The following is a 26,494-nucleotide window of genomic DNA, read 5'->3' as shown; positions in this document are numbered from 1 at the left end:
AGACCCATCAAGCCCGTCATCCCACGATAACCACTGGTTATCGTGGGATGACGGGCTTTTTTGCGTGGAAAAAAAACACTGGCACTTGGCGATTGCGAAATCAGAAAAACGCATGTCATACTACGTCGTACAACAACAGCGAGGCGCTTGACGATCCTCCATGATCTTCAGCGGACCTCCATGGAAGGCGGGCATTTCATGAGTTTTGAAAGTCAACGCGTCAAGCAGATCTCTTCTTCTCCGAGCATGATTATCTCCATGCGTGCCAAGGAGCTGGCCAGCCAGGGTCGCGACATTGTCGACATGAGCCTGGGTGAACCGGATTTCGATACCCCGGCCCACATCATCGACGCGGCCTGCCAGGCCATGCGTGACGGCCATACCCGCTACACCGCGCCCCAGGGCACCCTGGCCTTGCGCCAGGCGATCGTCAGCAAGTTCCAGCGCGAGAATGGCCTGGACTACAGCGTCGACGAGATCACCGTGGGCAACGGCGCCAAGCAGGTGATCTTCAACACCTTCATGGCCACCCTGGAAGCCGGTGACGAGGTGATCATCCCCGCGCCGTACTGGGTCTCCTATTCCGATATCGTCACCTTGAATGGCGGCAGCCCGCAGGTGATTGCCTGTGGCATCGAGGTCGGCTTCAAGCTGACCGCCGAGGCGCTGCAGGCCGCGCTGACCGAGAAGAGCCGCTGGCTGGTCCTCAACTCGCCGTCCAATCCCAGCGGCGCGATCTACTCCCTCGCCGAGCTGCAAGCGCTGGGCAAGGTGCTGGAAGACTTTCCCAATGTGCTGGTGATGTCCGACGAAATCTACGAGCACGTGCTGCTCGCCGACCAACCGTTCGTGTCCTTCGCCAATGCCTGCCCGCAGCTGCGTGAGCGCACCCTGCTGATCAATGGTGTGGCCAAGGCCTATGCCATGACCGGCTGGCGTATCGGCTACGCCGCCGGCCCCAAGGCGCTGATCGCCGCGATCAGCAAGATCCAGTCGCAAAGCACTTCAGGCGCCAGCGCGATTTCCCAGGAGGCATCGCGCGCCGCGCTGCAAGGCCCGCAGGATTTCGTCAAGCACAGCGCCACCGAGTACGCCGCGCGCGGTCGTCTGTTGGTGGACGGTCTGCGCCAGTGCACCGGCTTGCGCCTGAGCGCACCGGCAGGGGCCTTTTATGCCTTCCCCGAGTGCAGCCAGCTGCTCGGTCGGGTCAGCCCGGACGGGCAGGTGATCAGCGATGACGTCGAGTTGTCGGCCTATCTGCTCAACCATGCCGGTGTCGCCGTCGTGCCGGGGTTGGCGTTCGGGTTGCCGGGGTACTTCCGGCTGTCGTTCGCCACCTCCCGGGAAAACCTACAAAAAGCTGTCGTTCGTATCCGCGAAGCGCTGGATGCCTTGCGCTGAAGTTCTTCGCCCTTTCGCTGTGCCAAAGCTGCCATAACAATAGTCGGAGATCCCCATGCTCGATAAAAAGAAACAGCTGCTTGCCCTAGTCGTCGCTGCTTGTCTGGGCACCAGCGTTGCACAGGCTGACGACCTCACAGGAACCCTGAAGAAAATCAAGGAATCGGGCACCGTCACCCTCGGCTACCGCGACGCCTCGTTGCCGTTTTCCTACCTCAACGATGCCCAGCAACCGATCGGCTACAGCATCGAGCTGTGCCAGAAAATCGTCGACCAGATCAAGGTCAAGGTGGGCGAGCCGGGCCTCAAGACCGAGTACGTCTCGGTTGTCGCGGCGACCCGTACGCCACTGTTGATCAATGGCACCATCGACCTGGAGTGTGGGGTGACCACCAACACCGTCGAGCGCCAGAAACAGATCGGCTTCCTGCTCACCAGCTATGTGGCCAGCGCCAAGTACGCGGTGAAGAAGACCGCCGGCATCAACAGCGTCGCCGACCTCAAGGGCAAGGCGGTGGTGGTGATTACCGGGGGCAGCGGCGAGTGGATCACCAAGAACCTGGACCGGGAAAAACAGCTGGGCCTGAAAATCCTCAATGCCAAGGACGGTGGCGAAGCCTTCCTGATGCTGGAAACCGGGCGCGCCGTGGCCTACATCAACGACGACGTGCAGTTGATGGCAACCATCGCCCAAAGCCGCAGCCCGGATGCCTACACCTTGCTGCCCGAGCCGATGTCCGCCGAACCCTATGCCATCGGCATCCGCAAGAACGACCCGCAGTTCAAGTCCTTTGCCGATGACGTGTTGCGCAACCTCTACAGCACTGGCGTGATCGATACCCAGTACCCGAAATGGTTCGAGCAGCCGATCCCGCCGAAGAATGCCGTGATCAACCTGCCGATGAGCGAAGCGCTGAAACAAGCCATCGCGCACCCGAACGACACCGGCGTCTGATGCCGGTTTGCCAATGAGCTGAGGCGCTTTTCAAGGCGCGGGCGCTGGCTTGCCAGCTCCTGCGCAGGGGAGAGCGTGTCCAGCGTGCAAGCGTTGTGCTTTTTCTTAAAGGTTGGTGGTTGATGGATTACAACTGGAACTGGAGCGTGTTCTGGGATTTCGCTCCCGGAGAAACTTCGTCGTATCTGCACTGGCTGGTCACCGGTACCAGCTGGACCCTGGCGACCACCCTGGTCGCGTTCATCCTCGCGTTGTTGATCGGTGGCCTGGTCGGCACCCTGCGCACCAGTACGCTGCGGCCACTGGTATGGCTGTGCAACCTGTACACCGAGGTGTTTCGCAACATCCCGCTGCTGGTGCAAATGTTCATCTGCTTCTTCGTGGTGCCCGAGTTACTCCCGGTGTCGATGGGTGACTACCTCAAGCAGGACTTGCCCTATCCCTCGTTCTTCAGTGCCGTGGTGGCGCTGACCCTGTTCACCTCGGCCAAATTGTCGGAGCTGTTCAAGGCCGGTATCGAGTCGGTCGCCGGCGGGCAGCGGGGCGCGGCCCTGGCGCTGGGCCTGCGCCCGACCCAGATGTACCTGCAGGTGTTGTTGCCCCAGGCGATCCGCGTGGTATTCCCGCCGCTGACCTCCGAGGCCCTGAACACCCTGAAGAACTCATCGGTGGCCCTGACCATCGGCTTGATGGAGTTGACCGCGCAGGCGCGCAACGTCAGCGAGTACTCGTTCAACACCTTTGAGGCGTTCACCGCCGCAACCGTGATCTACGTGGTGATTTCGCTGCTGGTGACCTTTGTCATGGGTCACATCGAACGTTCCCTGGCCATTCGCGGCGCGACGAGGTAGTCATGTTTGATCTAGACCCAAGCGTCATTGTCCGGGCCATGCCGGCCCTGTGGAATGGCCTGAAATTCACCCTGCTGTTGACCCTGGTGGCAATGTCGGTCGGCATCGTCGCCGGTACCTTCCTGGCCCTCATGCGCCTGTCGCACAACCGCGTATTGCGCGGCTTTGCCCTGGGCTATGTGACGGTGATGCGCAGCATCCCGCTGGTGCTGGTGATCTTCTGGTTCTACTTCCTGATGCCCTTGCTCCTGCAGATGGCCTTCGGCACCGAACGGCCGGTGCAGATCGGCCCGGTGGTCACCGCTTTCGTGACCTTCTGCATGTTCGAGGCGGCCTACTACAGCGAGATCATTCGTGGCGGTATCCAGAGCATCACTGGCGGCCAGCGACAGGCCGCGGCCGCCCTCGGCCTGCGTCCGGCGCAATCGATGATCTACGTGATCCTGCCCCAGGCGTTGCGCCGCATGACCCCCTTGCTGCTGACCCAAACCATCATCCTGTTCCAGGACACCTCACTGGTGTACGTGCTGTCCATCGCCGACTTTACCGGCGCGGCCAGCAAGTTCGCCCAGCGTGACGGGCGCCTGGTGGAGCTGTACCTGTTCGTGGCCCTGGTCTACCTGGTGATCTGCTACTTGCTCTCCAGCCTGACCAAGCGCTTGAAAAGAAATGTAGGGAGAACCGCATGATCCAGATGAAAAACCTGAGCAAATGGTACGGCAACTTCCAGGTCCTGAAGAACTGCACCACCGAGCTCTCGCGTGGTGAAGTGATGGTGGTGTGCGGGCCATCCGGTTCCGGCAAGAGCACCCTGATCAAATGCGTCAACGGCCTGGAGCCGGTGCAGGAAGGCGAGATCTTTATCGAGAACCAGCCTGTCACGGGCAAGGGTGTCGACCTGCCGAAACTGCGTGCGCGGGTTGGCATGGTGTTCCAGCATTTCGAACTGTTCCCGCACCTGAGCATCATCGATAACCTCAACCTGGCGCAGATCAAGGTGCTGGGTCGCGACCGCGACACGGCGACCAAAAAGGGCATGGCCCTGCTGGAACGCGTCGGGCTCAAGAGCCATGCGCACAAGTACCCGATCCAGTTGTCCGGCGGCCAGCAACAGCGGGTCGCCATTGCACGGGCCCTGGCCATGGACCCGATCGCCATGCTGTTCGATGAGCCGACCTCGGCGCTCGACCCGGAGATGGTCAACGAAGTGCTGGACGTCATGGTCCAGTTGGCCCGCGAGGGCATGACCATGATGTGCGTGACCCACGAAATGGGCTTCGCGCGCAAGGTGGCTGATCGCATCGTGTTCATGGATGGCGGCGAGATCATCGAGGACGTGAAGTCCGAAGAGTTCTTCGGCGCCCCACGCTCGGACCGGGCCCGCAGTTTCCTCTCGAAAATCCTCCAGCACTAAGGCGTTGCACGCCGGCCGCTCCCACAAGGCCCGGCGCAATCCCTGTAGGAGCGAGCGCTCGCTTGCGGCCTGCTCGCGATGGTCTGGAGAACGCCGCGGTTATTCTGGATGTGCGCGTTATCGTTGACGTTTTTCGCGAGCTCGCTCCTACAGTGAGCTTGGCCGCCCGCAGGTTTTGCAGACACTCAGCAAATTTAATGTAGGAGCGAGCGCCCGCTTGCGGCCTGCTCGCGATGGTCTGGAGAGCGCCGCGGTTATTCTGAATGCACGCGTTATCGTTGACGTTTTTCGCGAGCAAACGGAACGCCGCCCGGCTGCTCCCACAAGGCCCGGCATCGTTTAACTGCTCGAAATTAGCTGATACCCCTCGGTTTTTTTGCTGTCTCCCCCCGCGCTTTGCTAGCTGCCGCACAGTTCCCCCTGCGATCGCTCACTGGTGCTTGGCTTTTGTGCCAGATTTCCCTACAGGATATTCATTGCAGAGGGGCTGACATGCCACTGAATCGAGGACGACGTATCCGCAAGGCGATGGGGCAACGCCACATCAACAAACACTACGCGCTGGCTGCCGCCATGGGGGTTAGCGAAAGCGCGGTATCGCGCTGGTGCCAGGGCGGTCCCATGACCCTGGCCAATGTCATCGCCCTGTGCGAGTACCTGGACGTATCGGCAGACTGGCTGCTGCTGGGGCGCGGTGGCATGGAGCAGCACCGAGAGCCGGCGCCATGGCCGGTCGAGCAGCCTTTCCCCGATCTGTGTGACCGGGCACGTGCGCACCTGATCCGTGTTCTTCAAGACCCTGCCAGCGGCTACTGAGCACCACGCACGAGAAGTGCGCAGCACGCATGCGCCATTGCTTGTGGGCCTGGCACAAGCTTGCCAGGGTGGTGACGCGCTAAGTGCACCGCAAGGGTGTCGGGCGCCAGTGACGATTGTGCGGTTCAAACTGTTAAGGAGAACGACCCATGAAACAGATCTCAAGCAATCCGGTGACCTCCCTGCTCAACACCACAGTGGTGGGCCAGCCGTGGCAAAAGAGCTACCAGCTCGGGTTGGGTGTCGATGCCATCACCGGTCAATTGCGTGCCTCGGCGGTCAAGCCGTTCACGGTGACCCCGGCGGGGCAGAAGTCGACGGAATTCATCTATTCACTGGTGCAGTCCGAGAGCGACCTGCAGAGCATGATTTCCGGCTCGGTGAAGGCCGCCTACAACCTTGAGGGGGTGAATGTCTCGGCCAGTACCTCGTTCCTCAACGAGATGGCGGTTTCCGAGCTGAGTGTGACACTGGTGGCCCAGGTGTCGATCGAGGAGAGCCAGTACGCGCTGGCGCAGAAGAACGAACTGAACGTGACTCCAGGCGAGGATTTTCGCAGCAAGTACGGCGACTATTTTGTCGCAGGCTACAGGGCCGGTTCATCCTTGTATGCGATCTACCAGTGCCGTTTTTCCAGCGCCGAGCAACGCAACAAGTTCACCGCCGCGATGGCCGCCGATGTGCCCCAGGTGTTCAGTACCGAGGGCAGCGCCAGCTTCGAGAGAATCTCCAAGGAACACAACGCCAGCGTCTCAGTGCGGATCAAGGCCACCGGGGTCAACAGCGCGATCCCCTCGCCACCGAAAACGGGCTGGACCGCCGAGACCATCGTCACCGAGTTGCTGCCGTGGTTCAACCAGTCGCTGCAAGCCAATCAGTTGGAAACCTACCTGCAGCACTATCGAGTGATCGACCCGTCGATTTCCGGCGAAGTGCCGGTCAGCCCGGTGGTGTTTTCCGAGCTGAGCTTTCTCTACAACCGTTTCTGGCTGGCGCGCGCCTTGTTCAGTAGCTGCCCGGACTTCGGCCGACGCCTGGTCGAGGAGCCGTACCACCGGCTGGAATCGAAAATCCAGGCGCAGCAAGCCTCCTTGCCCAAAGACTCGAAAATGATCGAGTTGTTAACCGATGAAACCAATCGCCTGCTCAACGGCCTGCGCGAGATCAACAACCGCCAGGTGTTCTACACCCAGGTGGTCGCGGCGGGAAAAAACGAGCCGAAGAAGGACCAGAACTTCGACGCCGACAAGGGCACGGTGCGCTGGAGCTTCGGGTTCCAGAAAGGCGACCTGCCGGGGATCAACATCCAGAGCGTCTCGGACCATGTCGAGGCGAAATGGCGGATCGGCTGGAACAAACACGTGTTCTCCTTCCGTGATTCGACCAAGGTGATTGTCGGCTGGGACATCATCTGCAACTGGGACGATGGCACGGGCGGCGACTGGCACAAAGTCAGCGAGCAGGTAATCGGTCGCAGTAGCGGCGATGTGTTCGTCAAGAGCGACTACGACCGAGGCTACAGCTGGAACATCGTCTGGTACCTGGTGGAGGCCAACCTCTACCCGGTGGGCCCATGGCTGGCCACCGCCGTGCATGCCCAGGACTTTTCCGCGAGCGCTACCACGTCGCTCGAAGACCTTGCCGCGCTGTGGACCGCCGAACGCATGGCCAGCGCACAGCCACTGGATCGCTCCACTCACGCGCTGGATGAATACCCGCTGCCGGAGGCTGGCCGGTCGATCGTCGGCGGCGACGCCAACAGTCTGTTGGCCGGGGGGACACCGCCGTCTGCGGGCAGCTTGAGTGTGCACCTGGGGCCAGATACTTCGCGGGTTCAGCACCTGCATGAGTACCCGCAGCGTACCGTCGGCAAGCTGTTCTTCGATATGAATGGCAGGCCGTGCACCGCGTCGGCGGTGGTGGTGCATCGATCCGGGATCTTGACGGCGGCCCACTGCCTGCTGCTCGATGGGCATCAAGCCAGCAATCTCTATTTCGTCCCCGCCTATGAAAACGGCAACGCCCCTTACGGTGGCTGGCAAGTGGAGAACTGGAATTGGCCGACAGCCTGGGAGAGCACCCAGAGCCCGGCCTGGGACCTGGGTTTCTGTAAGGTCAAACCCGGCCCCGATGGCCGCGGAGTAGGGGATGTGGTCGGCTGGGTGGGCTTGCAGTGGGGCATGGTTGCCGGTTGCTGGAGGAACACCGGTTATCCGGGGCAAGCCACGGTGCTGTTCCCGTTCGACGGTCAAGTGCCATGGCAGAGCATTGGCAGTCAGGTGGCCAGTGCCGCGCCGTCCATCGTGGTCAAGCACGATGAGTTGACGGCGGGTGGCAGCGGCGGACCCTGGTTCATGATCAATGAGCCGCAGTTGGTCAATGGTGTGTTCAGCCAGTACAACATCGACCTGCAACAGAACTACGGACCGGAGTTCGGTCCTTGGGTCGGGGAGTTCTACCACGGGGTGTTTGGCTCAGCCTTGAACCAGGATCAGGACTGATCGTTAGCCCCTTGCATCGCTAAAAAACCGGGAGCCTAGTGCTCCCGGTTTTTTTGCTGCCCTCAGCGGCGATCCAGCCAAACGGTCTGGACGTTGCAGAATTCGCGGACGCCGAAGTGCGACAGTTCGCGGCCAAAACCACTTTTCTTCACGCCGCCGAAGCTCACGCGAGGGTCGGAGGCGCTGTAGCCGTTGATGAACACGCCACCGGTTTGCAGTTCGTCCGCCAGTTGCCGGGCCAGTTCCAGGTTGCGGCTGAAGACAGTCGCCGTCAGCCCGAACTCGCTGTCGTTGGCCAGCGCCAGTGCATGGGCGGCATCGCGGGCGGTGATGATCGACGCCACCGGGCCAAACAGTTCCTGGCGGAAGGCGGTCATCTGGTCGGTGACGTCGGCCAGAATCGTCGGCGGGTAGTAGTTGCCCGGGCCTTCGGCCTTGGCGCCACCCAGCAGCAAGGTCGCGCCTTGTTCCAGGGTCTCGCGCACCTGCTCGTGCAGCTCGTCGCGCAGGTCAACACGTGCCATCGGGCCGATGTAGGTTGCGTCGGCCAAGGGGTCGCCGACCACCAGTTGGCGGGTCAGCTCGACGAACTTGCGGGTGAATTCCTCGACCACACCCTGTTCGATGATCAGGCGCTTGGCGGCTGCGCAGACTTGCCCGGTGTTCTGGTAGCGGCCGAGCACTGCGGCCTTGACCGCTTCATCGAGGTCGGCGTCGTTGAGCACGATGAACGGATCGCTGCCCCCCAGTTCCAGCACGCATTTTTTCAAGGCCGCACCGGCCTGGGCGCCGATGGCCATGCCGGCGCGCACGCTGCCGGTCAGGGTCACGGCGGCGATCCGGGGATCGGCAATCGCACTGGAGACGCCGTCCGGCGTGACGTTGATGACTTCGAACACACCCTCGGCAAACCCGGCCTGGCGCAAGGCATCGCGCAGCAGGTAGGCGCTGCCCATCACGTTCGGTGCATGTTTGAGTACGTAGGTGTTGCCGGCGATCAGGGCTGGAACCGCGCCGCGCAGGACTTGCCAGATCGGGAAGTTCCACGGCATCACCGCGAGAATCGGCCCCAGCGGGCGGTACTCGATGCGCGCCTTGGCGCCTTCCACCTGGGTCGGTTCGGCAGCGAGCATGGCCGGGCCGTGTTCGGCGTACCACAGGCAGAGCTGGGCGCATTTTTCGATTTCACCACGGGCCTGGGTCAGCGGCTTGCCCATTTCCAGGGTGATCATCCGGGCCATGCTCGTGGCGTTGTCGCGTAGTGCCTGGGCCAGGGCAATCAAGGCCTGGGCACGCTGGGCGAGGGGGGTACGGCGCCAGGTGGCGAACCCGGCACTGGCCCGGGCCAGCGCCGCATCCAGCTCGGCCGCGGACTGGAAGGGGTAGTGGCCGATCTGCTCGGCGGTGGCGGGGTTGATCGAAAGGGCATGGGTGAGGCTGGAAATCTGGGTCATGGCACCGTCCTGCTGGGTGGGAATGGATGCAGGCTACGCTGGCGCTTGGCTGCTGAAAACTGAATAATGCTGAGCCTATCGTTCACGAATGGAGAATGACTTGGATCTGGTTCAGCTGGAGATTTTCAAGGCCGTGGCCGAGCACGGCAGTATCAGTGCCGCCGCGCAGCACATCCACCGGGTGCCCTCGAACCTGACGACGCGGATCAAGCAACTGGAGCAGGACCTGGGCGTGGATCTGTTTATCCGTGAGAAAAGCCGCTTGCGCCTGTCGCCGGCCGGCTGGAGTTTTCTCGACTACGCGCGACGGATTCTCGACCTGGTCGGGGAGGCCCGGGCGACGGTTGCCGGGGAAGAACCCCAAGGCTCGTTTTCCCTGGGCTCACTGGAGAGCACGGCGGCGGTGCGCATTCCTGCACTGCTGGCGGCCTATAACCAACAGTACGCCAAGGTGGCGCTGGACCTGTCCACCGGGCCCTCCGGGACCATGATCGACGGTGTATTGTCCGGGCGCCTGGCGGCGGCCTTCGTCGACGGACCGGTGCTGCACCCGGCACTGGAGGGAGTGCCGGCGTTCGAGGAGGAGATGGTGCTGATCGCCCCCCTCAATCACCCGCCGATCCACCGCGCGCGGGAGGTCAACGGCGAGAGCATTTATGCGTTTCGCGCCAATTGTTCCTACCGGCACCACTTCGAAAGCTGGTTCGCCAAGGACGCGGCAGTGCCGGGGCGGATCCACGAGATGGAGTCCTACCACGGCATGCTCGCCTGCGTCAGCGCCGGTGCCGGCCTGGCCCTGATGCCCCGCAGCATGCTCGAGAGCATGCCCGGTTGCAGCACGGTGAGCATCTGGCCGCTGTCGGAGTCGTTCCGCTACCTGCGCACCTGGCTGGTGTGGCGCCGGGGCACGGTGTCGCAAAGCCTGAGCATGTTTGTGCGGATGCTCGAGGCGCGTGGGGTGGTGGGATCAGAGGCAACCGGGCGCAAGCCGGCTTAATACGTATGCCTGTCCACCACCCGCTTCACCGTTTCCAGGGCCACCTGCAAGCTAGCCAGGTCCAGGGAGCCCAGTGCCAGGCGGATGGCGTGGGGCACGTGGCTGGAGGTGGCAAAGGGTTCGGCGGTCGACACCGAGACGTTCTCGCGCAGCAGGGCCATGGCAATCTGGTCGGCGCGCACTTCTTCGCCCAGGGGCAGCCAGAGGAAGTAGGCGTTGGGGTGACTGGTGAACGGCAGGCCGCGCAGGACGGCGCGGGCCAGGGCTTGGCGCTGTCTGGCATCCTCGCGCTTGTGTTGTTCCAGGCGTAGCACGGTGCCGTCGTCGAGCCAGTTGCAGGCGATCGAAGTCATCACGCCGGGGGTGTTCCACACGGTGGCCCGGATGCTCCGTTCCAGGGCTGGGATCCAGGGCAGGGGCGCCGCGACAAAACCGACCCGCAGGCCGGTGGCGACATTTTTCGACAGCCCCGAGACGTACACGGTGCGCTCCGGCGCCAGGGCAGCCAGGGGCGGTGGCGGGTCATCGGCAAGAAAGGCATAGGCGGCGTCTTCGATGATCAGCAGGTCGTGCTGGCGGGCGATCTGCACCAGGCGCTGACGCCAGTCGGCACTGGCCACCCAGCCCAGCGGGTTGTGCAGGGTCGGCATGCAGTACACGGCACGTACCTTGCGTTGCTGGCACAGGCGCGCCAGGGCGTCGAGGTCCGGTTGCTGGTGGGTAGCGGCAATCGGCGCCAGTTCCAGGCGCTGGCTCTCGGCGAGGACTTTGAACCCGGGGTAGGTGAGGGCGTCGGTGGCGACCACATCTCCGGCGCGCAATAGCCCCATCAGGGTGACGGCCAGGCCGTGCTGGGCGCCGCTGACAATCAGCACCTGCTCTTCACTGACCGCAAGACCGCGACAGTGCAGGTGCCGGGCGACGCTGGCCCGCTCATGGGGGCGACCACCGTGGGGCTGATAACGCAGCAGGGCTTCCAGGTCACCGCTGTTCGCCAGTTGCCGCAAGGCGCCGCGCAGCAGTTCGGCCTGGCCGGGGAGTGCGGGATAGTTGAAGTTGAGGTCGAGCAGGCCCGCGGCGACTGCGTGCTGGTCGACTCCCAGCCCGGCGGGCAGCGCGGTCTCACGGACAAAAGTGCCCCGGCCGGCTTCGCCGCTGACCAGGCCCATGGCTTCCAGTTCGCCATACACCCGAGTCGCGGTGGCCAGGGCCAGGCCTTCGCGAGTGGCCAGTTGGCGATGGGTGGGCAGACGCGTGCCGGGTGTCAGGCGGCCGGCACGGATGTCGGCGGCGAAGGCGTCCACCAGGTACTTGTAGCGGGAACGGGCCATGGGCTTGTATCCAGTACAATAATTTGATTGTACTGATTATTGGCCCTAGCCTGAGACCGCACAACCGCCCCAACAGGCGGACGCCAGCCCATTCAGCGGACGACCCGGTCATGCATATCGCGATCCTGACTTTTGACGGTTTCAACGAACTCGACTCCTTGATTGCCCTGGGGCTGCTCAACCGGATCAAGACCCCGGGCTGGCGCGTGTCGATTGCCAGCCCGACGTTGCGTGTGCGCTCGATGAACGGGTTGGTGATCGAGTCCCAGGCCACGCTGCAGGAGGCGAACGAGGCGGATGCGGTGATTGTCGGCAGCGGTGCGCTGACCCGTGAAGTGGTCGAGGACAGTCAACTGATGGGCCAATTGCGCCTGGACCCGCGGCGGCAACTGCTGGCGGCGCAGTGCTCCGGGACCCTGGTGCTGGCCAAGCTGGGGCTGCTGGAAGGGGTGCCGGCCTGCACCGACCTGACCACCAAACCCTGGGTCCAGGCCGCGGGGGTGGACGTACTGAACCAGGCGTTCTTCGCCAGGGGCAACGTGGCGACCGCCGGCGGCTGCCTGGCGTCAACCTACCTGGCGGCCTGGCTCATCGCCCGCCTGCAGGGCCAGGAGGCGGCCTGCAATGCGGTGCACTACGTGGCCCCGGTGGGAGAAAAACAGCTGTATGTCGAGCGCACCCTGGCCAATATCCAGCCTTACTTGTAACGGTGCCCGGTGCCTGGTTCCGGTGCCTGGTTCCGGTGCCCGGTTCCGGTGCTTGAGCCGAGCCGACCACCAGTGTCTGCTCGGCGTGTGGGCCATGGCTTAAAAGTCGTAGCGGCTGGTCACCATCACATTGCGTGGGTCGCCGTAGTACGAGGAGTTATAGAAGCCGATGTTGGTGTAGTAGTACTTGTCGAACAGGTTGTTGACGTTGACCGTGGCCGACAGGTGTTCGGTGAACTGATAGCGGCCCATCAGGTCCACCAGCCAGTAAGCATCCTGGGAGAACTTCTCCTCGCTGGACTTGGCCCGGTTGGTCAGGACCTGCCAGCCTTGTCCCTGCCAGCGTGCACCGCCGCCGAGGGTCAACTTGTCGAGGTTGCCCTGCAGTTTGTAGCTGCTGTAGAAGCTCAACTGGTCCTCGGGTTCCCAGGTGGACACCTTGTTGCCGTGCTCGTCACGCACCACCTTGTGGGTATAGCCGGCCTGCAATTGCCAGCCAGGGGCCAACTGCCCGGAGATTTCTGCTTCGTAGCCTTTGGTCTTGGCCTTGATGCCCTGGTAGGCGTACTCCACGGCGGGGTTGGTCGGGGCCGCGTTGTAGGCGTTGTCGGCTTCGGCACGGTTGGTCTCGTGGATCTCGAAGTACGCCAGGCTGGTGTTGAGCTGGCCATCGAAATACTCGCCCTTGATGCCCAGCTCGTAGTTCTTGCCCTCATCCGGTTCCAGGACTTTGTTCTGGCTGTCGATGTAGTAGAGCTGTGGCATGAAGATGCTGGTGTAGCTGGCGTACAACGACAGGTTCTGGCTGAGGTCGTAGGTGACGCCGGCGTACGGCACCAGCTTGCCGGTTTCCCGGGTGTCGCTGGTGCCCGTCAGCCAATAATTCGCCACGCGGGCGCCGAGCATCAGGTTGAGCTCATCGGTCAGGCTAAAACGTGCCGTGGTGTAGCCGGCAGTCTGGCGCGTGGTTTCATCCGTCGGGGTGGCCACGCCCCAGTCCGGCTTGATGCTGTCGCCGTCCCAGTGATAGAAGTCGATCACGTTGTTGGTGTAGGTCGGGCTGTAGTAGCTCTTGGCTTTCCAGTGGGAGTTGGAGGCCGAGGTGCCCACCACCAACTGATGCTCGCGACCCAGCAGGCTGAAGGGCCCGGACAGGTAAAAGTCGCCGCTGTCGCTGGTGGTTTCGCCGGTGAACTTGTTGGCGTACACGCTGGAGGTTCCGGTCAGCGCATTGGGGCTGCTCTGCACCGAACCGATCTCGGCGTGATAGCCATTGATCTGGTGGTTGTACTGGCCCTTGGCGACCCACTCATTGGCAAAGCTGTGTTCCAGGGTGGCGAATACCGTGCGGGTGTATTGCTCCCAGCCACTCCATTTCGCCCCATTGTTGAAGGCGCGTGGCAGGCTGATGCGATCGCCATTGGAATCGAACAGTGGGCGGCTGCCGGACCAGCCCGAGCCTTTGGGGTCGTTGTCCTGGTAATCGGCACCCAGGGTCAGCAGGGTGTCGGGGTTGAGGTCGATTTCCACGGTGCCAAAGTAGACGCTGGTCTTGCGCTGGTAATGGTCCATGAACGAATGCTTGTCCTGGTAGGCGGCGACCGCCCGTGCCCGCACATTGCCGGTTTCGGTCAACGGCCCGCTGAGGTCGATCTGCGAGCGGTAGTTGTCCCAGCTGCCAGCGCCCAGCTCCACGTTGCCCTTGAACTCGGCGGTCGGTTTCTTGCGGATCAGGTTGATGGTGCCGCCGGGGCCACCTGCGCCAGTGAGTAACCCGGTAGCCCCCTTGAGCACTTCGACACGGTCGTAGACGGCCATGTCGGTCAAGGTCTGGCCGGCCGAGAAGGCATCGTTGCGCAGGGTCGGAATGCCGTCGTACTGGAAGTTCTGAATCGAGAAACCACGGGCGTAGTAGTTGGTGCGCTCGCTGTCGTAGGTCGAGACGGTGATCCCCGGTGTATGACGCATCACGTCGTCGATGGAGACCAGGCCGAAGTCATCCATGGTCTGGCGGGTCACCACTGAAATCGACTGCGGGGTTTCCCGCGGCGTCAGGACCAGGCGGGTGGCCGTGGCGATGGTGCCCGGGGTGTAGGAACCGGTGCCTTCGGTGATGGTTCCCAACTGGTTGGCAGTGACTTCTGTCGCCTCCAGCGCAATCGATCCGGTGGACAGTGGCCGACTCACCAACTGATAGCCGTCGGTGCTGGCGCTGGCGTCCATGCCGGTGTTACGCAGGATCTGCGCGAATCCTTCGGCGACGCTGTAGCTGCCGCGTACACCCTCGCTGCGCAGTCCCTCGACCTGATGCGAGGCGAACGCGATCGGCACGCCGGCGGCCTGGGCGTAGCGACCGAGCACTTCGCCGAGCGGGCCGGGCGCGATATCGAAGGCCTGGGTTTGCTGTTGGGCATACGCCAGGGTGGGCAGGGCCAGCGGCAGGCTGCCCAGCAGCATGTGGCTGGCGAGTAGCAAACCGCTGCGGGTGAACGACGTTGAAGCCATCTTCTGTGTGCTCCTTATCAATGTTGGCCAAAGGAAGGACGCAGCAGAATCGCAAACATGAAATAACCGCGAAAAATTATTCGCTTTCGCGTTTCAGCGATACCCGGGTGATCCACGGGCTGTAGCTTTTCACCTCGATCGGCAGGGTGCGCGCCAGCAGGCGCAGGGCGCGGTCGCTGTCGTCGGCCGGCAGCATCACCGTCACGCGCAAGGCCTGCAGGGCCTGGCGGTCGAAGATCAACAGCCCCGGGCGATGGCGCGCAACTCGTGCCAGCACATCGGCCAGGGATTGGTCGTGGGCGAGTAACTGGTGGGCACTCCACGCGGCTTGCAGGGCAGGGCCATCGACCTGGCTGACGGCGCCCAACCCCTGGGCGTCGAAGCGCACGCGCTGGCCCGGATTGAGGGTCAGGCTGCGTCCGCCGCTGTCGATGCGGGTCGAGGATTCCAGCATGCTCACCTGGGTCGCGTCGCCGATGCGCTCGACGATGAACCGCGTACCCAGGGCGCGAATGGTGCCGTGGGGGGGGTCGACGTAGAACGGACGATGGGCGTCCTTGGCCACGTCGATCAGGATCTCGCCTTCGAGCAATCGCACACGACGCTGCGCGGAGTGGAAGTCGAGGTCGACGGCGGAGCTGCTGTCCAGCTGCAGTTGACTGCCATCGGCGAGGTATTCGTGCCGCCACTGGCGGCTGTCGGTGCTGTGATCGGCCAGCAGGTAACCGTTCTGCCAATACTGGTAGCCGGGTGCTGCCGTCAGCCCCAGTACTGCCAGCAACGCCAGGCCCTTGACCCCCGACGCCCGGCGCCGCGGTGGCTGTGCTCGGCGCAGGGCCGCCCGCGCAGGGAGTTCCTGCAGGGGCGCAATGTGGCCCTGCAGCCGCGTGATCGCCTCGTGGTGCTGCGGGTCTGCCGCCAGCCAGGCGCGGAACTGTTGTTCGGTCTGCGCATCGGCATCGCTGCCGTGATCCAGGCGCACCAGCCATTCAGCGGCCTGGCGCAATACCTGGGGGGCGATTGCGGGTTTCATGCCTGGGCACATGCGTCGCAGGCCAGCAGCGCTTCCACCAGGTCATGTTGCACCGTGCGCACGGTCACCCCCAGGCGCTCGGCAATCTGCGCCTGTCCCAGGCCATCGAGATGACGCAGGATGAAGGTTTCGCGCACCCGGGGTTTCATCCGGGCCAATGCCCGGTCGATGGCTTCGAGGATCTGGATGGCCTGGAGGATCTGCTCCGGCGACGGCGCTTGATCGAGGTAGGCAGCGCAGCGTTCAAGCTCCTCGCGAAACGCCAGCTCCAGGCGCAGGCGTCGGCCATTGTCGATCAACAGGCGCCGGGCCACAGTGGCCAGGAAGGCCCGGGGTTCACGCGGGGCGACGTAAGGGCCGGCCGCCAGCAGGCGAATGAAGGTGTCCTGCGCCAGGTCCGAAGCGTGGTGCGAACACTGCACGCGGCGGCGCAACCAGCCGAGCAACCATCCATGATAGCCACGGTACAGGGCTTCAAGCGTCGACGACTCGGTTGCGGGGGAGGGCTTCATGAGAAAATCTAGCAAGTGGTAATGTTTCGCATTCTATTGCGTCGGATGGAGAATCCGCAATGCTTAACATCTCGGACTCTCCACCTGAGGAACACCGACACTCAGCGGTTCAGACCAGCCGCTTGTGCATGATGATGGTGCGTTCGGCGCCATGCAGCTGGTCGCGAACCTTTACATAGCCGAGCCGGCGATAAAACCCCTCGGCGGTGAGCGAGGAGGGCACACGCAACTGTTCGAGGCCGGCCTCGGTGGCCGCTGCGTGAATCACCGCCATCAATTGCTGGCCAATGCCACGGCCTTGCTGGCTCGGCTCGACGAACACGCTGCGCACCACGTCCTGATCGAGGCTGGCCGTGGCGACGATCTGCTGTTGCAGGGTCGCCACGTAGACCTGGCGCTGCGCCAGGAATTGCCGGATCGCTGCCGGGGAAAAATGCTCCACCACCTGGGCAATGACCGTCGGCGGGTAGTCCTGGGCATTGCAGTGGCGCAGCGCGGCGATCACCACCTGGCTGATAGCGCTGGCGTCCTCGGCACGGGCGCGGCGTACCTGGCTGTTCATGGTGCGCTTGTCCTTGATGGCTGGAAGTTCCAGTCCGCGGCCCGTACCAGGCGGCAGAAAGGCCCCGCCAGCGTCGCATTGTGGTGGGCGACTATCTGCTCGGCGCTCAACACCTCGGTGTCGCTGCAACTGTGGGCGTCCTCGACCAGCATGGCGTCCAGGCCCAGGTCGCGGGCGACACGGCAGGTGCTGTCGACGCAGTACTGAGTCTTCAGTCCGGCGATCACCACGCCCTCTGCGCCACGCTCCCGTAGCCAGGCGGCCAGGGGCGTGGCGGCAAAGGCGCTGGGACGCTGCTTTTCGAAGATCACTTCATCGCCCTGTAGCCGCAGTTCATCAATCAGGTGGGTCAGCGGGCTGCCCGGTTCGATCGGCGACCCGGGCGGGCCGACGTGCCGGGCCAGGAACACCGGCGCGCCGGCCTGGTGCGCCTTGTCCAGCAGCAGATTGACCGCGTCCAGCAGTGCGGCACTGCGCCAAAGCGGGTCCGGGCCGTGGAACAGGCCAACTTGCATATCGAGAATCAACAGTGCGTGCATGCTGCATTTCCTTGTCGTAAACCAGCGACAGCGGCGCAAAAAAAGGCCCCGTCCATTGCTGGCGGGGCCTTTGGGGTAACGTGTGCTTAGCCGCTCACGGCACCTCTCACGACCCGCCCTGGGCGGTCGTGGTAAAGGTGGTCGAGGTCGTGCGGGGCTGGTTCATGGTCCTGACACTAGCGTCACCGTGCGGAGTTGGCAAGTGAGTTGTAGCGAGATCAGCGCTGCGCGTTATCGACCGCCGCATCCAGGGCCGCCAACGCCATGGGAATCATTGCCAGCAGGCGAGCCTTGGCGATCCCGTCTCGTGCCTGGACCGACAACCCGTGCAGCAGGGTCGCGTAGCAGTCACCCAGGGACGTCACGTCGGTGCGCGCGGGCAACTCGCCGCTACGCACTGCCTGCTCCAGGCGTTCGATGATCGACTGGGTCCGGTTGCGCCGATGCCCAGCCAGCCACTCGCGGATGCCGTCGTTGTCGGGCGAGCAGTTGGTGGCCGACGACACCACCATGCAACCCTGTGGCCGGCCGGGCAGGGTGTACAGCTCGACGGCGTCCCTGAGCATGCGCTCGATAGCGTCGCGAGCACTGCTTTCCCCGGCCAGGGCGGCGTCGGCAAAGGCTCCATCGGCGGACTCGTAGAGGGCGACGGCTTCTCGAAACAGTGCTTCCTTGGAACCGAACGCGGCGTAGATCCGCGCCGACGCGATGCCTAGCGCCTCGACCAGGTCGGACATGGACGTGGCTTCGAAGCCGCGCCGCCAAAATACATCGCGGGCGTTGCGCAAGGCTTGATCGCGGTCGAACTCTCGGGGTCTGCCAGCCATGGGGTGGGGGTCTCAATGGGGGAAGGGTCGTGGGGCTTGGCGCTATTATTGGTCGATCGACAAAAAAAGCAAGTCGACGTATTGACGGACTTTGTTCAACGTCTCTATTCTTTGTCGATCGACAAACAAATGGAGTGAACGATGAAAACCCTCAAGGGACCGAGCTTGCACCTGGCGCAATTCAGTGACGTCGCGCCGCCGTTCAATAGCCTGCCGGCCATCGCGGCCTGGGCTGCGGACCGTGGATTCAGGGCGCTGCAGATTCCGGCCTGGGATGAGCGCCTGTTCGATGTGAGCCTGGCGGCACACAGCCAGGATTATTGCGATGAGATCAGCGGGACCTTGGCAGAGCACGGCCTGGTGATCAGCGAGTTGACCACCCACCTGTTCGGGCAACTGGTGGCGGTGCATCCGGCCTATGACAGCTTGTGCGACGGGTTCGCCCCGCCAGCGCTACAGGGCAATGCAGCCGCCAAGACCGAGTGGGCGCTGGAGCGCTTGTTGTTGTCGGCCAAGGCTTCCCGCCGATTGGGGTTGACGGACATGGGCACGTTCTCCGGCTCGTTTGCCTGGCCCTATCTGTTCCCGTTCCCGCAGCGCCCCGCGGGCCTGATCGACTCGGCATTCGACGAGTTGGCCAAGCGCTGGTTGCCGATCCTCAATGCCTGTGACGAGGAGGGCGTGAACCTGTGCTACGAAATTCACCCCGGCGAAGACCTGCACGACGGTGTGACGTTCGAGATGTTTTTGCAGCGGGTGGGCAATCATCCGCGCTGCAAGATCCTCTTCGACCCCAGTCACTTCGTGCTGCAGCAACTCAACTACCTGGACTATCTGGACATCTACCGCGATTTCATTCGGATGTTTCACGTCAAGGATGCCGAGTTCAATCCGACCGGGCGCCAGGGCATCTACGGTGGTTACCAGGGATGGGCCGATCGCGCAGGGCGGTTTCGTTCCCTGGGCGATGGCCAGGTCGATTTCAAGGGGATCTTTTCCAAGCTGGCACTCCATGACTATGCCGGCTGGGCGACGCTGGAGTGGGAGTGCTGCCTGAAAGACCAGGATGACGGCGCCAGGCAAGGCGTGGCGTTTATCAATGAACACATCATCCGAGTCACGGACAAGGTGTTCGACGACTTTGCCGGCGCCGCCGTCGACCAGGCGCAACTGGACGCCATGCTCGGCCTGGCCCGACCTGCACTGCAAGGGCGGGCATGAACATGGATCTCTTCGAACAGCAGGCGTTCGCCGGGCGCACGCACGAGCATGGTTACGCCGAGGTCGACGGCTGCCGCATTCATTATGTGACCGAGGGTCAGGGGGCGCCGGTACTGTTGATTCCCGGTTGGCCGCAAACCTGGTTGACCTGGCGGCATGTGATGCAGGCACTGGCGGCGAACGGATTCCAGGCGATCGCGGTGGATCTGCCGGGCACCGGGCTCTCCGATAAACCGCAAGAGGGGTATGACACCGGGGCCACGGCCAGGCGTTTGCACGGTTTGATGCAGGTTCTCGGCTACGAGCATTACGCGGTGGTTGGCCATGATGTCGGCATGTGGGTGGCGTACGCCCTGGCGAGCGATTATCCGCAGGCGGTTGAGTGCCTGGTACTGACGGAGGCAGTGATACCCGGATTGGCGCCGGCGCCGTCGATTTTTGCGCCAGCGGGGCAGAACATATTTCTCTGGCACTTCATGTTCAACCAGTTGCTCGACCTGCCCGAGGTATTGATCGCGGGACGGGAAGCCCAGTACCTGGCCTACATGTTTGCGCAATGGTCGGTGCGCCAGGAGCGAGTCGCGGTACAAAGCTACATCAACGCCTATGCGACGCCGGGTGGGCTACGGGGTGGGTTCGGCTATTACCGGGCGATCCCTGAGACCATCGCGCAGAACCAGCGGCGAGCCGCCAGGCCGCTGGAAATGCCGGTGTTGGCTATCGGCGCGGAACATGCGACCAACGATGCGCCGCTGCTGACGATGCAAGGCAGCGCGCTGAATCTGCAAGGCGCGATTGTGCCAGGTTGTGGTCACTTCATTACGGAGGAGGCGCCCGAGGCGTTTGTCGCGCATCTGTTGCCGTTTCTGCTGGCAACGCCAGCATCGCGGGGCACTGTGCAGCGCTGATGGGCTGCTGCCAGCGCCATGGACAGGCGCTGGCAGGCTTGGCGGATTAACGGATGAAGGCTTGCAAGTCGCTGTTGAGTTTGGCGATCGCTGCCTTGAAGTCGTTGGTGGTGATCTTCTGGCTGGAGTTTTCCAGGGTCTTGCCGAAGAGTTTGCGCACTACCCGGGCCACAGTCTGGTTGGTGCGGGCGTCGACCAGTTCGGCTTCGATGAACAGTTCGGTGTCCTGGTCACGATGCCCGGTGGCCGCGCTGACCCCGCCGACGACAGCGGCGATGGGCACCACTTCATACCATTTCATGCCTTCGTTGGAGGCGCTGACGCCGGTGATCGCCGCACGCAGGATCAATACGCGGGAACCGGCAGGCGCCGCTTGCGGGGTGGGTACGATGCGGTACTTCGTGCCCAGGGTGGCTTTGGCCGAGCTGGTCATGTAGCGCTGCAACTCATCCAGGGTCTGGCGGTTGACCCGTTCATCAGGCTTGGGCGCCGGGTACAGTTCCAGCTTGTTGAACGCCACGGTGTCGTAAGCGTTGGCGTTCCAGGACGGGCTGACCCAGCGCATGGCTTTCTCGCCGCTGGTGGTGGTGACTTCTTCCATGTTGTTGTAGTTGGACAGGAAGCCGGAGTACTGCTCCCGCTCAGTGACTTTCGAGGTGCAACCACCCAGTAACAGGCTGGCCAATGCGGCGCCGAAGATCATTTTTCGCGTCAAGCTCATAGGGTGTGACTCCATGTATTTAAGTTCGGGTTGCAGGGTCTCAAAACTGCCAGTTCATGTTGCCGGCCAGGGCTTGTATCCAGGCGTTATCGAATTGCCCCAAAACTCGCTCGCCTGACTGGGATTTGCTCTGATCGTCTACAGCATAGGGCTCCTGTGGCAATGCGCCAGGATTCTGCCATCGGTATTCCACGCCGCTGTTACAGGTCAATTGCCAGGCTGCGCGGGCGAGACAGTTACTGGTAGCGGATTACGATGCCTTTGAGTTTGCGGCCCTGGATGGTCTCGATATCGCGGCTCCACAGTGGTCCGCTGACGTAGGCGGCCACGGGCTGGATGTGGTCGTAGACCACCACCACGGCGTCTCCGCCGATCTTCGCCGCTTCATCCTTGAGTTTCTGCTCGACGTCGGTGATAGGCGGGGCAGGGTCGACACTGGCATCGACCAGGATTTCACCCAGGCGCACATGGGGGCGCGTTGGCTCAACCCGCAGTACCTGGACGTTGGCCGCCAGGGTCGGGCCGGGATGCGGCCCGCCGACGTAGGCGGTGGTCTGGGCATCGATGCTGGCGCAGGCACCGAGCAGCAGGCTGATCAGGGTAATTGTCAGCCAGGAAAGCGTGTTTTTCATTGCACAACTCCGTCATCCAGAAATGGGAGGGTTCAATCGCCGTTCTTCATGTGAAAAAAAGCCTAGCACAAGGTTTTCCGCGCGCCGCTGCGGACTGCGAAAGGGTGCCCGCCGAGCACGCTCAGAGGACCTTGACCGCCCGGCCGATGAACTGGATCGGCCCGGTGGGTTTGCCGGTCGGCGAGCCACCGGGGTTTTCCAGGGTCAGTTCGAACAACTGGTTGGGCGTCAGAGGAGGCAGTTGGTCCAGGGGCACCTGCAGGCGTTGCCCGGGCTTGACCAGGCCCAGGGACACCGGCGCCTGCCAACCCTCGGCCTTGGTCCAGAACTGCAGGGCCTTGTCGGCAGGCACCTGGGCCACGCCCAATGGAATCAGTTGCATCTCCCGGGAATCGCTTGCCTGGATGACCCAGCCTGGGGCCTGACTCTGTGGGGCCACCAGCACCACCAGGTAGGAGGTCACCGGCTGGGGCGTGGTCCGCGTCAGCAGCACGCTACCCAGCACCAGGGTCGCGGCAAGGCCGGCGCCGGCGAGGCCGCGCCACAGTGCCAGACGGTCCCACCAGGTCGGCGCTGTTGTCGGGGCAGGCGCAGTTGCCTCAGGTCGATCAAGAGCGTCGAGGCTACGTTCGATGCGGCCCCATAGGCGTGTGCCAGGCGGGTGGGGTGGGGCCAGGTCGGTCAACTCCAGCAAGCGCCGCTCCCAACTGGCGACCGCCAGGCGCAGGTCCGGGTCCACGGCCAGGCGTTGCTCAACCTCGCGCCGTTGTTCGGCCGCCAAGGTGCCCAGCACGTATTCACCTGCCAGTTGGTCATTGTCGTCGGGGCTCGTGTTCATCCCATGCACTCGCGTAATGCCGCCAGGCTGCGTTTGATCCAGGCTTTGACGGTGCCCAGGGGCGTGCCCAGTTTTTCGGCAATCTGCCCATGGGAGTAACCATCGACATAGGCATGCAACAGGCAATCGCGGCGGGCCGGCTGCAGTTGCTCAAGGCAGTCATAGATCCGTCCCGAATGCCCGTGCAGGTCGAAGCCCGGCGAGGCGTCTTCGTGGTCTTGGTCGATGGGCACCAGCCTGGCGCTGTTACGCATGAAGTTAAGGGCCAGATGCCGGGTGACACTGAAAATCCAGCCGCGCGCTGTCCCCAGTGCCGGATCGAAACTGGCGGCTTTGGTCCAGATCCGGATAAACGCGTCGTGCACGATGTCTTCGGCCAGGGCGGTGTCCCCGGCAATGCGCCGGGCCACCCCCAACAGGCGGGCGCTCTCCTGCGTGTACAGGTCGCGCAGGGCCTGGTGGTCGCCTTGCGCACACGCCGTCAGGCACGCTTCATAATCAAAACCGGGCTCGGGCAAGGACAATGGATCCGCCATCGACAAGGTGAAACCGCCCCAGCCCTGAGGCTGGGGTGCCATTGCAGCAGGTTAGACGAGTTTCCCTGCGGCGGGTGTTTTTGCCCCGCGCTGTTAGTTGGCCGCCCAGAACAGGTAGTCGGCCTGATAGCTCACGACCTCACGCTGCCCCTTGTTGGCGGCGGTGCAGGCGAGGCTGGGCGCGACACCGCCGCGAGTTGCCACGCGCTGGATGTAGCTGACACCGGTCATGGCACCTTTGCCTTGTGCCGGGTTGGCCTTGACCAGTTGATAGGGCAGGTTGCCGCTGGACGAGGGCGCGACCGCCAGTTGGGTACCGGTGATGGTCGAACCATCCTTGGCCTGCCAGGTGGCGGGCGGGCCAAAGTAGCTGCCCAGCATTTGCCCATCGCGACCATTGAGCGTGGCTTTGGGGCCGACAAAAAACCACTCGGTCTGGCCGGGCGCATTGGCTTTGTCGCGGCACTCGTAGGTGATTTCGCCAACCCCCACGCTTTCCAGCACCAACTTGTGTCCCGAGGGCACTTTGATCGGGTCCGGTAGATTCGTTTGCGCGTGGGCGAGCGACAGCGCGCTCATCAGGCAAGTCGCGGATAACGCAGTAGTGAGGTGGCAGAGCAATTGTCTGGTGTTCATTGAGGTCTCTCCAACAGGTTGAACAGCTCGGCAGCGCAGGGGCTGCTACCTGTACTACCCGCCAGGAAGGGTTTTGGATGCAGGCGCCGGAAAAATAAATGACCGCCTGATTAAACAGCCTGAAACAACTTGCTGCAGGCCTTCAGGACGCCGTTTCGTCGAGGCGGTGCAACGCTCTGGCGCCGGGTTTATGCCCCATATCGCGGGGCCACGGCGCGGTAGCCGCCGTCCTACGTTTGTTTAATCGCGGCGCCGACGGGGAATATCACGGCACATCCTGTGCATCCCTTGGTACCATCGGGCATATCTATATGAAGATTTAATGTCTGGAAGCATATTTTTGTGAACATCATTCGTCACTGGTTGCAGCACCCGCGCGCGCGCCTGATTGCCCTGATGGGCCTGGTCCTGGTGGCGCCCCTGTGCCTGCGAGCGGCCATGGGCTGGTCGGACCCGTTGGGTTATCTGTCGGACCTGGGCATCGGCAGCCTGCTGGTGCTGCTGTTGCATCGCCGTCCCTGGTGGTTGGCGCTGCCGGTGTTGCTGGTCTGGGGCCTGTTTACCGTGGCGACGGCCGAGTTGGTCAGCGCAGTCGGCCGCTTGCCCAATGCGGCCGACCTTAACTACCTGATCGATCCGCAGTTTCTCGATAAATCCACCAGCGGCAGTTTTGCCCAGCCGTGGCTGGCCGCCAGCCTGATGTCGGGGCTGTTGGTTTGGCTGCTCTGCCAATGGGCAGGTCGCGGCCAACCCGCGACGCGCCTGCCGCGCAGCGCCTGGGCCGCCCCGGCGTTGCTGCTGGTCGCGCACTGGGGGGCCCAGTACCTGCACCCGACGGAGGCTGATCAATGGCAGCTGTTCAACCTGCCGCACCAGCTGCTGGCAGCCGGCGTCGGCGAGGTGCAGATGCGCGCCGAAGAATGGCTGGAAGGGGATGTGGTCGATGTGCCGCCGCAGATGGCCGGCCTCACTCAATTGGACCTGGACGGGCAGCAACTGCTGGGCGCGCCGGGTCGTGCGCGCAATGTGCTGATCATCACCCTTGAGGGCATACCCGGGGCGTATGTCGGGGTCAATCGCCAGGCCTTGCACAGCAGCTATCAGGAAAACCTGATGCCCAACCTCAGCCGCTGGGCCGAGCGCGGCATGAACACCCCGGACTATGTGCTGCACAGTCACCAGACCATCCGTGGCCTGTACGCGATGCTGTGCGGTGACTACGACAAGCTCGACAACGGCACGCCCAAGGGCGTGGAGATGCTCACCCAGACCGAACGCAACCAGGCCTGCCTGCCGGCCCAACTGCGCCAGCACGGCTTCGCCACCCACTACCTGCAGGGTGCCGGCCTGCGCTTCATGGCCAAGGACAAGATCATGCCGCACATCGGCTTTGATGCGACCCATGGCCTGGAGTGGTTCAGCAACAGCAACTACCTGGAATTCCCCTGGGGCAAGGACGACAAGGCCTTCTTCGAAGGCGCGCTGGATTACGTCGGTCAACTGAAAAAACAGAAACAGCCGTGGATGCTGACCCTGCTGACTGTGGGCACGCACCAGCCGTACTCGGCACCGGACGAGTACCTGCAGCGCTATGACACGGCCAAACAGGCCGCCGTCGGTTACCTGGACGACGCCCTTGGGCAATTCCTCGATGGCCTGGAACGCCAGGGCATTCTCAAGGACACCCTGGTGGTGATCACTTCCGACGAATCCCACGGCATCGATGGCGTGCGCCTGGCCTCGTCCTGGGGCTTCAACCTGACACTGGCCCCCGAGCAGGAACAACTGCCCCGGGTCAAGCAAGGGGTCTATGGGCACGTCGACCTGAGTACCTCGATCCTCGACTATTTCTCCTTGCCGGTGCCGCCGAGCCTGAGTGGCCGCTCGTTGTTTCGCGACTATGCCAGCGGCCGTGAAATCATGTCCTACACCAACGGCAAGCTGCGTTATCACGACGGCCAGGGCACCCTCACCGAGTGCGATTTCCAGCAGCGCTGCCGCTATTACAACAGCGCGGGGTTCATTGCCGACCGCGCGACCTTCGCCGGCCAGTACGGCGGCCTGCGGGCCCGTCAGATCAGCGCCCGCGCCGAGGCCCTGGACCGCACACTGCTGCGCACCCCGCTGAACCAGCGCTACCAGTTCGGCAGCCCGGCGATCATCCCGCTGCAGGCACAGATCAAGGACGACTGGGCCGACAACCTGATCGGCGCGCAGTACCTGGAAATGCCCAAGGGCTCCCAGACCCGCGTGCGCCTGACGGTGCGCTCGGTGGACCCGCAAGAGAAGGTCTACATCCTGCTCAAGGCCAAGGAGCTGGAACAGGACGTGCCGCTGGGCCTGCCGCAAGAAATGCTGGTGACCGGCGATCAACCGCTGGAGATGAACTTCAGCTTCGACAACCCCGAGTCACGCAAGGCCTTTTCCTTCCACCTGCTGGGGTACGGGGTGGGCGCGGTCGAGGTCAGTGATTTCACGGTGATCACCGAAGATCCGGGGCAACCGGAATCGTTGGACGATGTTCCGGACGAGGCAATTGTGCATTCGAGCTGAAGCCTGCAGCTCGCCCCAGGTTGTCGCGCAGGCACTTCAACTCC

Annotated in this window: 25 protein-coding genes and 1 pseudogene; 12 read left to right on the top strand and 14 right to left on the bottom strand. The window is 63.2% G+C overall.

Annotated elements, in window-relative coordinates:
- The first annotated feature begins 198 nt into the window (after positions 1-198).
- From PspS04_RS16310 to PspS04_RS16280, 7 genes are all read left to right on the top strand, one after another.
- Positions 199-1,401, top strand: coding sequence for a pyridoxal phosphate-dependent aminotransferase (locus PspS04_RS16310; RefSeq protein ID WP_159996579.1), 1,203 nt, complete (start codon positions 199-201; stop codon positions 1,399-1,401).
- A gap of 55 nt (positions 1,402-1,456) precedes the next feature.
- Complete coding sequence (locus PspS04_RS16305; protein WP_095169861.1) at positions 1,457-2,356, top strand: transporter substrate-binding domain-containing protein; 900 nt, start codon at positions 1,457-1,459, stop codon at positions 2,354-2,356.
- A 122-nt stretch (positions 2,357-2,478) separates the two neighbouring features.
- Complete coding sequence (locus tag PspS04_RS16300) at positions 2,479-3,207, top strand: amino acid ABC transporter permease (RefSeq protein WP_159996577.1); 729 nt, start codon at positions 2,479-2,481, stop codon at positions 3,205-3,207.
- A gap of 2 nt (positions 3,208-3,209) precedes the next feature.
- Positions 3,210-3,896 carry an amino acid ABC transporter permease gene (locus tag PspS04_RS16295; RefSeq protein WP_095169863.1) on the top strand — a complete coding sequence of 229 codons (687 nt, stop codon included), beginning with the start codon at positions 3,210-3,212 and terminating at the stop codon, positions 3,894-3,896.
- Complete coding sequence (locus PspS04_RS16290; RefSeq protein ID WP_095169864.1) at positions 3,893-4,621, top strand: amino acid ABC transporter ATP-binding protein; 729 nt, start codon at positions 3,893-3,895, stop codon at positions 4,619-4,621. Before PspS04_RS16295 ends, PspS04_RS16290 begins: the two co-directional genes overlap by 4 nt.
- A 492-nt stretch (positions 4,622-5,113) precedes the next feature.
- The gene (locus PspS04_RS16285; protein ID WP_095169866.1) at positions 5,114-5,437 is read left to right on the top strand and encodes a helix-turn-helix domain-containing protein; all 324 of its coding nucleotides are present in this window, start codon (positions 5,114-5,116) and stop codon (positions 5,435-5,437) included.
- Positions 5,438-5,586: 149 nt separating this feature from the next.
- A complete protein-coding gene (locus PspS04_RS16280; protein WP_095169867.1) occupies positions 5,587-7,938 on the top strand; it encodes a trypsin-like serine peptidase in 2,352 nt (783 codons plus the stop codon).
- A 62-nt stretch (positions 7,939-8,000) separates the two neighbouring features.
- Here the strand turns inward: PspS04_RS16280 and PspS04_RS16275 are convergent, their stop codons facing one another.
- Complete coding sequence (locus tag PspS04_RS16275) at positions 8,001-9,392, bottom strand: aldehyde dehydrogenase family protein (RefSeq protein ID WP_159996575.1); 1,392 nt, start codon at positions 9,390-9,392, stop codon at positions 8,001-8,003.
- A 100-nt stretch (positions 9,393-9,492) separates the two neighbouring features.
- On the opposite strand from PspS04_RS16275, the gene ptrR reads away from it, so the two are divergent.
- Complete coding sequence (ptrR, locus tag PspS04_RS16270; protein ID WP_159996573.1) at positions 9,493-10,389, top strand: putrescine utilization regulator PtrR; 897 nt, start codon at positions 9,493-9,495, stop codon at positions 10,387-10,389.
- On the opposite strand, the gene PspS04_RS16265 is transcribed toward ptrR, so the two are convergent.
- Positions 10,386-11,720 (bottom strand): aminotransferase-like domain-containing protein, encoded by a 1,335-nt coding sequence (locus tag PspS04_RS16265; RefSeq protein WP_159996571.1) that lies wholly within the window; start codon positions 11,718-11,720, stop codon positions 10,386-10,388. The genes ptrR and PspS04_RS16265 overlap by 4 nt on opposite strands.
- Before the next feature lie 110 nt (positions 11,721-11,830).
- Between PspS04_RS16265 and PspS04_RS16260 the strand changes: the two genes are divergently transcribed.
- Positions 11,831-12,427: a DJ-1/PfpI family protein gene (locus PspS04_RS16260; RefSeq protein WP_159996569.1), complete on the top strand. Its 597-nt coding sequence runs from the start codon at positions 11,831-11,833 to the stop codon at positions 12,425-12,427.
- A gap of 99 nt (positions 12,428-12,526) precedes the next feature.
- Here the strand turns inward: PspS04_RS16260 and PspS04_RS16255 are convergent, their stop codons facing one another.
- The 6 genes from PspS04_RS16255 to PspS04_RS16230 form a co-directional block, all read right to left on the bottom strand.
- Entirely contained in the window at positions 12,527-14,932 is a 2,406-nt protein-coding gene (locus PspS04_RS16255; protein WP_159996567.1) for a TonB-dependent siderophore receptor, read from the bottom strand.
- Positions 14,933-15,008: 76 nt separating this feature from the next.
- Positions 15,009-15,965: a FecR family protein gene (locus tag PspS04_RS16250; protein ID WP_159996565.1), complete on the bottom strand. Its 957-nt coding sequence runs from the start codon at positions 15,963-15,965 to the stop codon at positions 15,009-15,011.
- Positions 15,962-16,477, bottom strand: a complete 516-nt coding sequence (locus PspS04_RS16245) for a sigma-70 family RNA polymerase sigma factor (protein ID WP_159996563.1) — start codon at positions 16,475-16,477, stop codon at positions 15,962-15,964. The genes PspS04_RS16250 and PspS04_RS16245 overlap by 4 nt, the downstream gene beginning before the upstream one ends.
- Positions 16,478-16,586: 109 nt before the next feature.
- Positions 16,587-17,039, bottom strand: coding sequence for a GNAT family N-acetyltransferase (locus tag PspS04_RS16240; protein ID WP_159996561.1), 453 nt, complete (start codon positions 17,037-17,039; stop codon positions 16,587-16,589).
- Positions 17,036-17,578: a cysteine hydrolase family protein gene (locus PspS04_RS16235; RefSeq protein ID WP_159996559.1), complete on the bottom strand. Its 543-nt coding sequence runs from the start codon at positions 17,576-17,578 to the stop codon at positions 17,036-17,038. The genes PspS04_RS16240 and PspS04_RS16235 overlap by 4 nt, the downstream gene beginning before the upstream one ends.
- 218 nt (positions 17,579-17,796) lie before the next feature.
- A complete protein-coding gene (locus PspS04_RS16230) occupies positions 17,797-18,405 on the bottom strand; it encodes a TetR/AcrR family transcriptional regulator (protein WP_159996557.1) in 609 nt (202 codons plus the stop codon).
- 141 nt (positions 18,406-18,546) lie between these two features.
- Here PspS04_RS16230 and PspS04_RS16225 point away from each other — a divergent pair, with 141 nt between their 5' ends.
- Together PspS04_RS16225 and PspS04_RS16220 are read left to right on the top strand one after the other, a co-directional pair.
- On the top strand, positions 18,547-19,626 hold the full coding sequence (locus PspS04_RS16225) for a sugar phosphate isomerase/epimerase family protein (RefSeq protein WP_159996555.1): 1,080 nt from the start codon (positions 18,547-18,549) through the stop codon (positions 19,624-19,626).
- 2 nt (positions 19,627-19,628) lie between these two features.
- Complete coding sequence (locus PspS04_RS16220) at positions 19,629-20,534, top strand: alpha/beta fold hydrolase (RefSeq protein WP_159998850.1); 906 nt, start codon at positions 19,629-19,631, stop codon at positions 20,532-20,534.
- Positions 20,535-20,580: 46 nt separating this feature from the next.
- Here the strand turns inward: PspS04_RS16220 and PspS04_RS16215 are convergent, their stop codons facing one another.
- The 6 genes and pseudogenes from PspS04_RS16215 to PspS04_RS16195 form a co-directional block, all read right to left on the bottom strand.
- Positions 20,581-21,255 (bottom strand): DUF3313 domain-containing protein, encoded by a 675-nt coding sequence (locus tag PspS04_RS16215; protein WP_095169880.1) that lies wholly within the window; start codon positions 21,253-21,255, stop codon positions 20,581-20,583.
- Positions 21,256-21,295: 40 nt separating this feature from the next.
- Positions 21,296-21,443: pseudogene (locus PspS04_RS27845) on the bottom strand (transporter); the annotation flags it as partial.
- Positions 21,444-21,491: 48 nt separating this feature from the next.
- On the bottom strand, positions 21,492-21,887 hold the full coding sequence (locus PspS04_RS16210; RefSeq protein ID WP_095169881.1) for a hypothetical protein: 396 nt from the start codon (positions 21,885-21,887) through the stop codon (positions 21,492-21,494).
- 121 nt (positions 21,888-22,008) lie between these two features.
- Entirely contained in the window at positions 22,009-22,725 is a 717-nt protein-coding gene (locus PspS04_RS16205) for an anti-sigma factor (RefSeq protein WP_159996553.1), read from the bottom strand.
- The gene (locus PspS04_RS16200; protein ID WP_095169883.1) at positions 22,722-23,303 is read right to left on the bottom strand and encodes a sigma-70 family RNA polymerase sigma factor; all 582 of its coding nucleotides are present in this window, start codon (positions 23,301-23,303) and stop codon (positions 22,722-22,724) included. Before PspS04_RS16200 ends, PspS04_RS16205 begins: the two co-directional genes overlap by 4 nt.
- A gap of 51 nt (positions 23,304-23,354) precedes the next feature.
- Positions 23,355-23,897 (bottom strand): DUF3455 domain-containing protein, encoded by a 543-nt coding sequence (locus PspS04_RS16195; protein WP_159996551.1) that lies wholly within the window; start codon positions 23,895-23,897, stop codon positions 23,355-23,357.
- Between the two features lie 396 nt (positions 23,898-24,293).
- On the opposite strand from PspS04_RS16195, the gene PspS04_RS16190 reads away from it, so the two are divergent.
- Positions 24,294-26,450, top strand: a complete 2,157-nt coding sequence (locus PspS04_RS16190; protein WP_442966646.1) for an LTA synthase family protein — start codon at positions 24,294-24,296, stop codon at positions 26,448-26,450.
- Positions 26,451-26,494 lie beyond the last annotated feature (44 nt).

The sequence above is a fragment of the Pseudomonas sp. S04 genome (assembly GCF_009834545.1).
In the GTDB taxonomy this organism is placed as follows: domain Bacteria; phylum Pseudomonadota; class Gammaproteobacteria; order Pseudomonadales; family Pseudomonadaceae; genus Aquipseudomonas.
The sequence above is the reverse complement of the archived record's forward strand: the minus strand, read 5'-3'. Positions and strand labels throughout refer to the sequence as shown.

Bases quoted from the DNA above. Each gene is read 5' to 3' on its own strand.
- PspS04_RS16310 (WP_159996579.1), top strand. From the start codon at position 199: ATGAGTTTTGAAAGTCAACGCGTCAAGCAGATCTCTTCTTCTCCGAGC.
- PspS04_RS16305 (WP_095169861.1), top strand. From the start codon at position 1,457: ATGCTCGATAAAAAGAAACAGCTGCTTGCCCTAGTCGTCGCTGCTTGT.
- PspS04_RS16300 (WP_159996577.1), top strand. From the start codon at position 2,479: ATGGATTACAACTGGAACTGGAGCGTGTTCTGGGATTTCGCTCCCGGA.
- PspS04_RS16295 (WP_095169863.1), top strand. From the start codon at position 3,210: ATGTTTGATCTAGACCCAAGCGTCATTGTCCGGGCCATGCCGGCCCTG.
- PspS04_RS16290 (WP_095169864.1), top strand. From the start codon at position 3,893: ATGATCCAGATGAAAAACCTGAGCAAATGGTACGGCAACTTCCAGGTC.
- PspS04_RS16285 (WP_095169866.1), top strand. From the start codon at position 5,114: ATGCCACTGAATCGAGGACGACGTATCCGCAAGGCGATGGGGCAACGC.
- PspS04_RS16280 (WP_095169867.1), top strand. From the start codon at position 5,587: ATGAAACAGATCTCAAGCAATCCGGTGACCTCCCTGCTCAACACCACA.
- PspS04_RS16275 (WP_159996575.1), bottom strand. From the start codon at position 9,392: ATGACCCAGATTTCCAGCCTCACCCATGCCCTTTCGATCAACCCCGCC.
- PspS04_RS16265 (WP_159996571.1), bottom strand. From the start codon at position 11,720: ATGGCCCGTTCCCGCTACAAGTACCTGGTGGACGCCTTCGCCGCCGAC.
- PspS04_RS16260 (WP_159996569.1), top strand. From the start codon at position 11,831: ATGCATATCGCGATCCTGACTTTTGACGGTTTCAACGAACTCGACTCC.
- PspS04_RS16255 (WP_159996567.1), bottom strand. From the start codon at position 14,932: ATGGCTTCAACGTCGTTCACCCGCAGCGGTTTGCTACTCGCCAGCCAC.
- PspS04_RS16250 (WP_159996565.1), bottom strand. From the start codon at position 15,965: ATGAAACCCGCAATCGCCCCCCAGGTATTGCGCCAGGCCGCTGAATGG.
- PspS04_RS16245 (WP_159996563.1), bottom strand. From the start codon at position 16,477: ATGAAGCCCTCCCCCGCAACCGAGTCGTCGACGCTTGAAGCCCTGTAC.
- PspS04_RS16240 (WP_159996561.1), bottom strand. From the start codon at position 17,039: ATGAACAGCCAGGTACGCCGCGCCCGTGCCGAGGACGCCAGCGCTATC.
- PspS04_RS16235 (WP_159996559.1), bottom strand. From the start codon at position 17,578: ATGCACGCACTGTTGATTCTCGATATGCAAGTTGGCCTGTTCCACGGC.
- PspS04_RS16230 (WP_159996557.1), bottom strand. From the start codon at position 18,405: ATGGCTGGCAGACCCCGAGAGTTCGACCGCGATCAAGCCTTGCGCAAC.
- PspS04_RS16225 (WP_159996555.1), top strand. From the start codon at position 18,547: ATGAAAACCCTCAAGGGACCGAGCTTGCACCTGGCGCAATTCAGTGAC.
- PspS04_RS16220 (WP_159998850.1), top strand. From the start codon at position 19,629: ATGGATCTCTTCGAACAGCAGGCGTTCGCCGGGCGCACGCACGAGCAT.
- PspS04_RS16215 (WP_095169880.1), bottom strand. From the start codon at position 21,255: ATGAGCTTGACGCGAAAAATGATCTTCGGCGCCGCATTGGCCAGCCTG.
- PspS04_RS16210 (WP_095169881.1), bottom strand. From the start codon at position 21,887: ATGAAAAACACGCTTTCCTGGCTGACAATTACCCTGATCAGCCTGCTG.
- PspS04_RS16205 (WP_159996553.1), bottom strand. From the start codon at position 22,725: ATGAACACGAGCCCCGACGACAATGACCAACTGGCAGGTGAATACGTG.
- PspS04_RS16200 (WP_095169883.1), bottom strand. From the start codon at position 23,303: ATGGCACCCCAGCCTCAGGGCTGGGGCGGTTTCACCTTGTCGATGGCG.
- PspS04_RS16195 (WP_159996551.1), bottom strand. From the start codon at position 23,897: ATGAACACCAGACAATTGCTCTGCCACCTCACTACTGCGTTATCCGCG.
- PspS04_RS16190 (WP_442966646.1), top strand. From the start codon at position 24,294: ATGGGCCTGGTCCTGGTGGCGCCCCTGTGCCTGCGAGCGGCCATGGGC.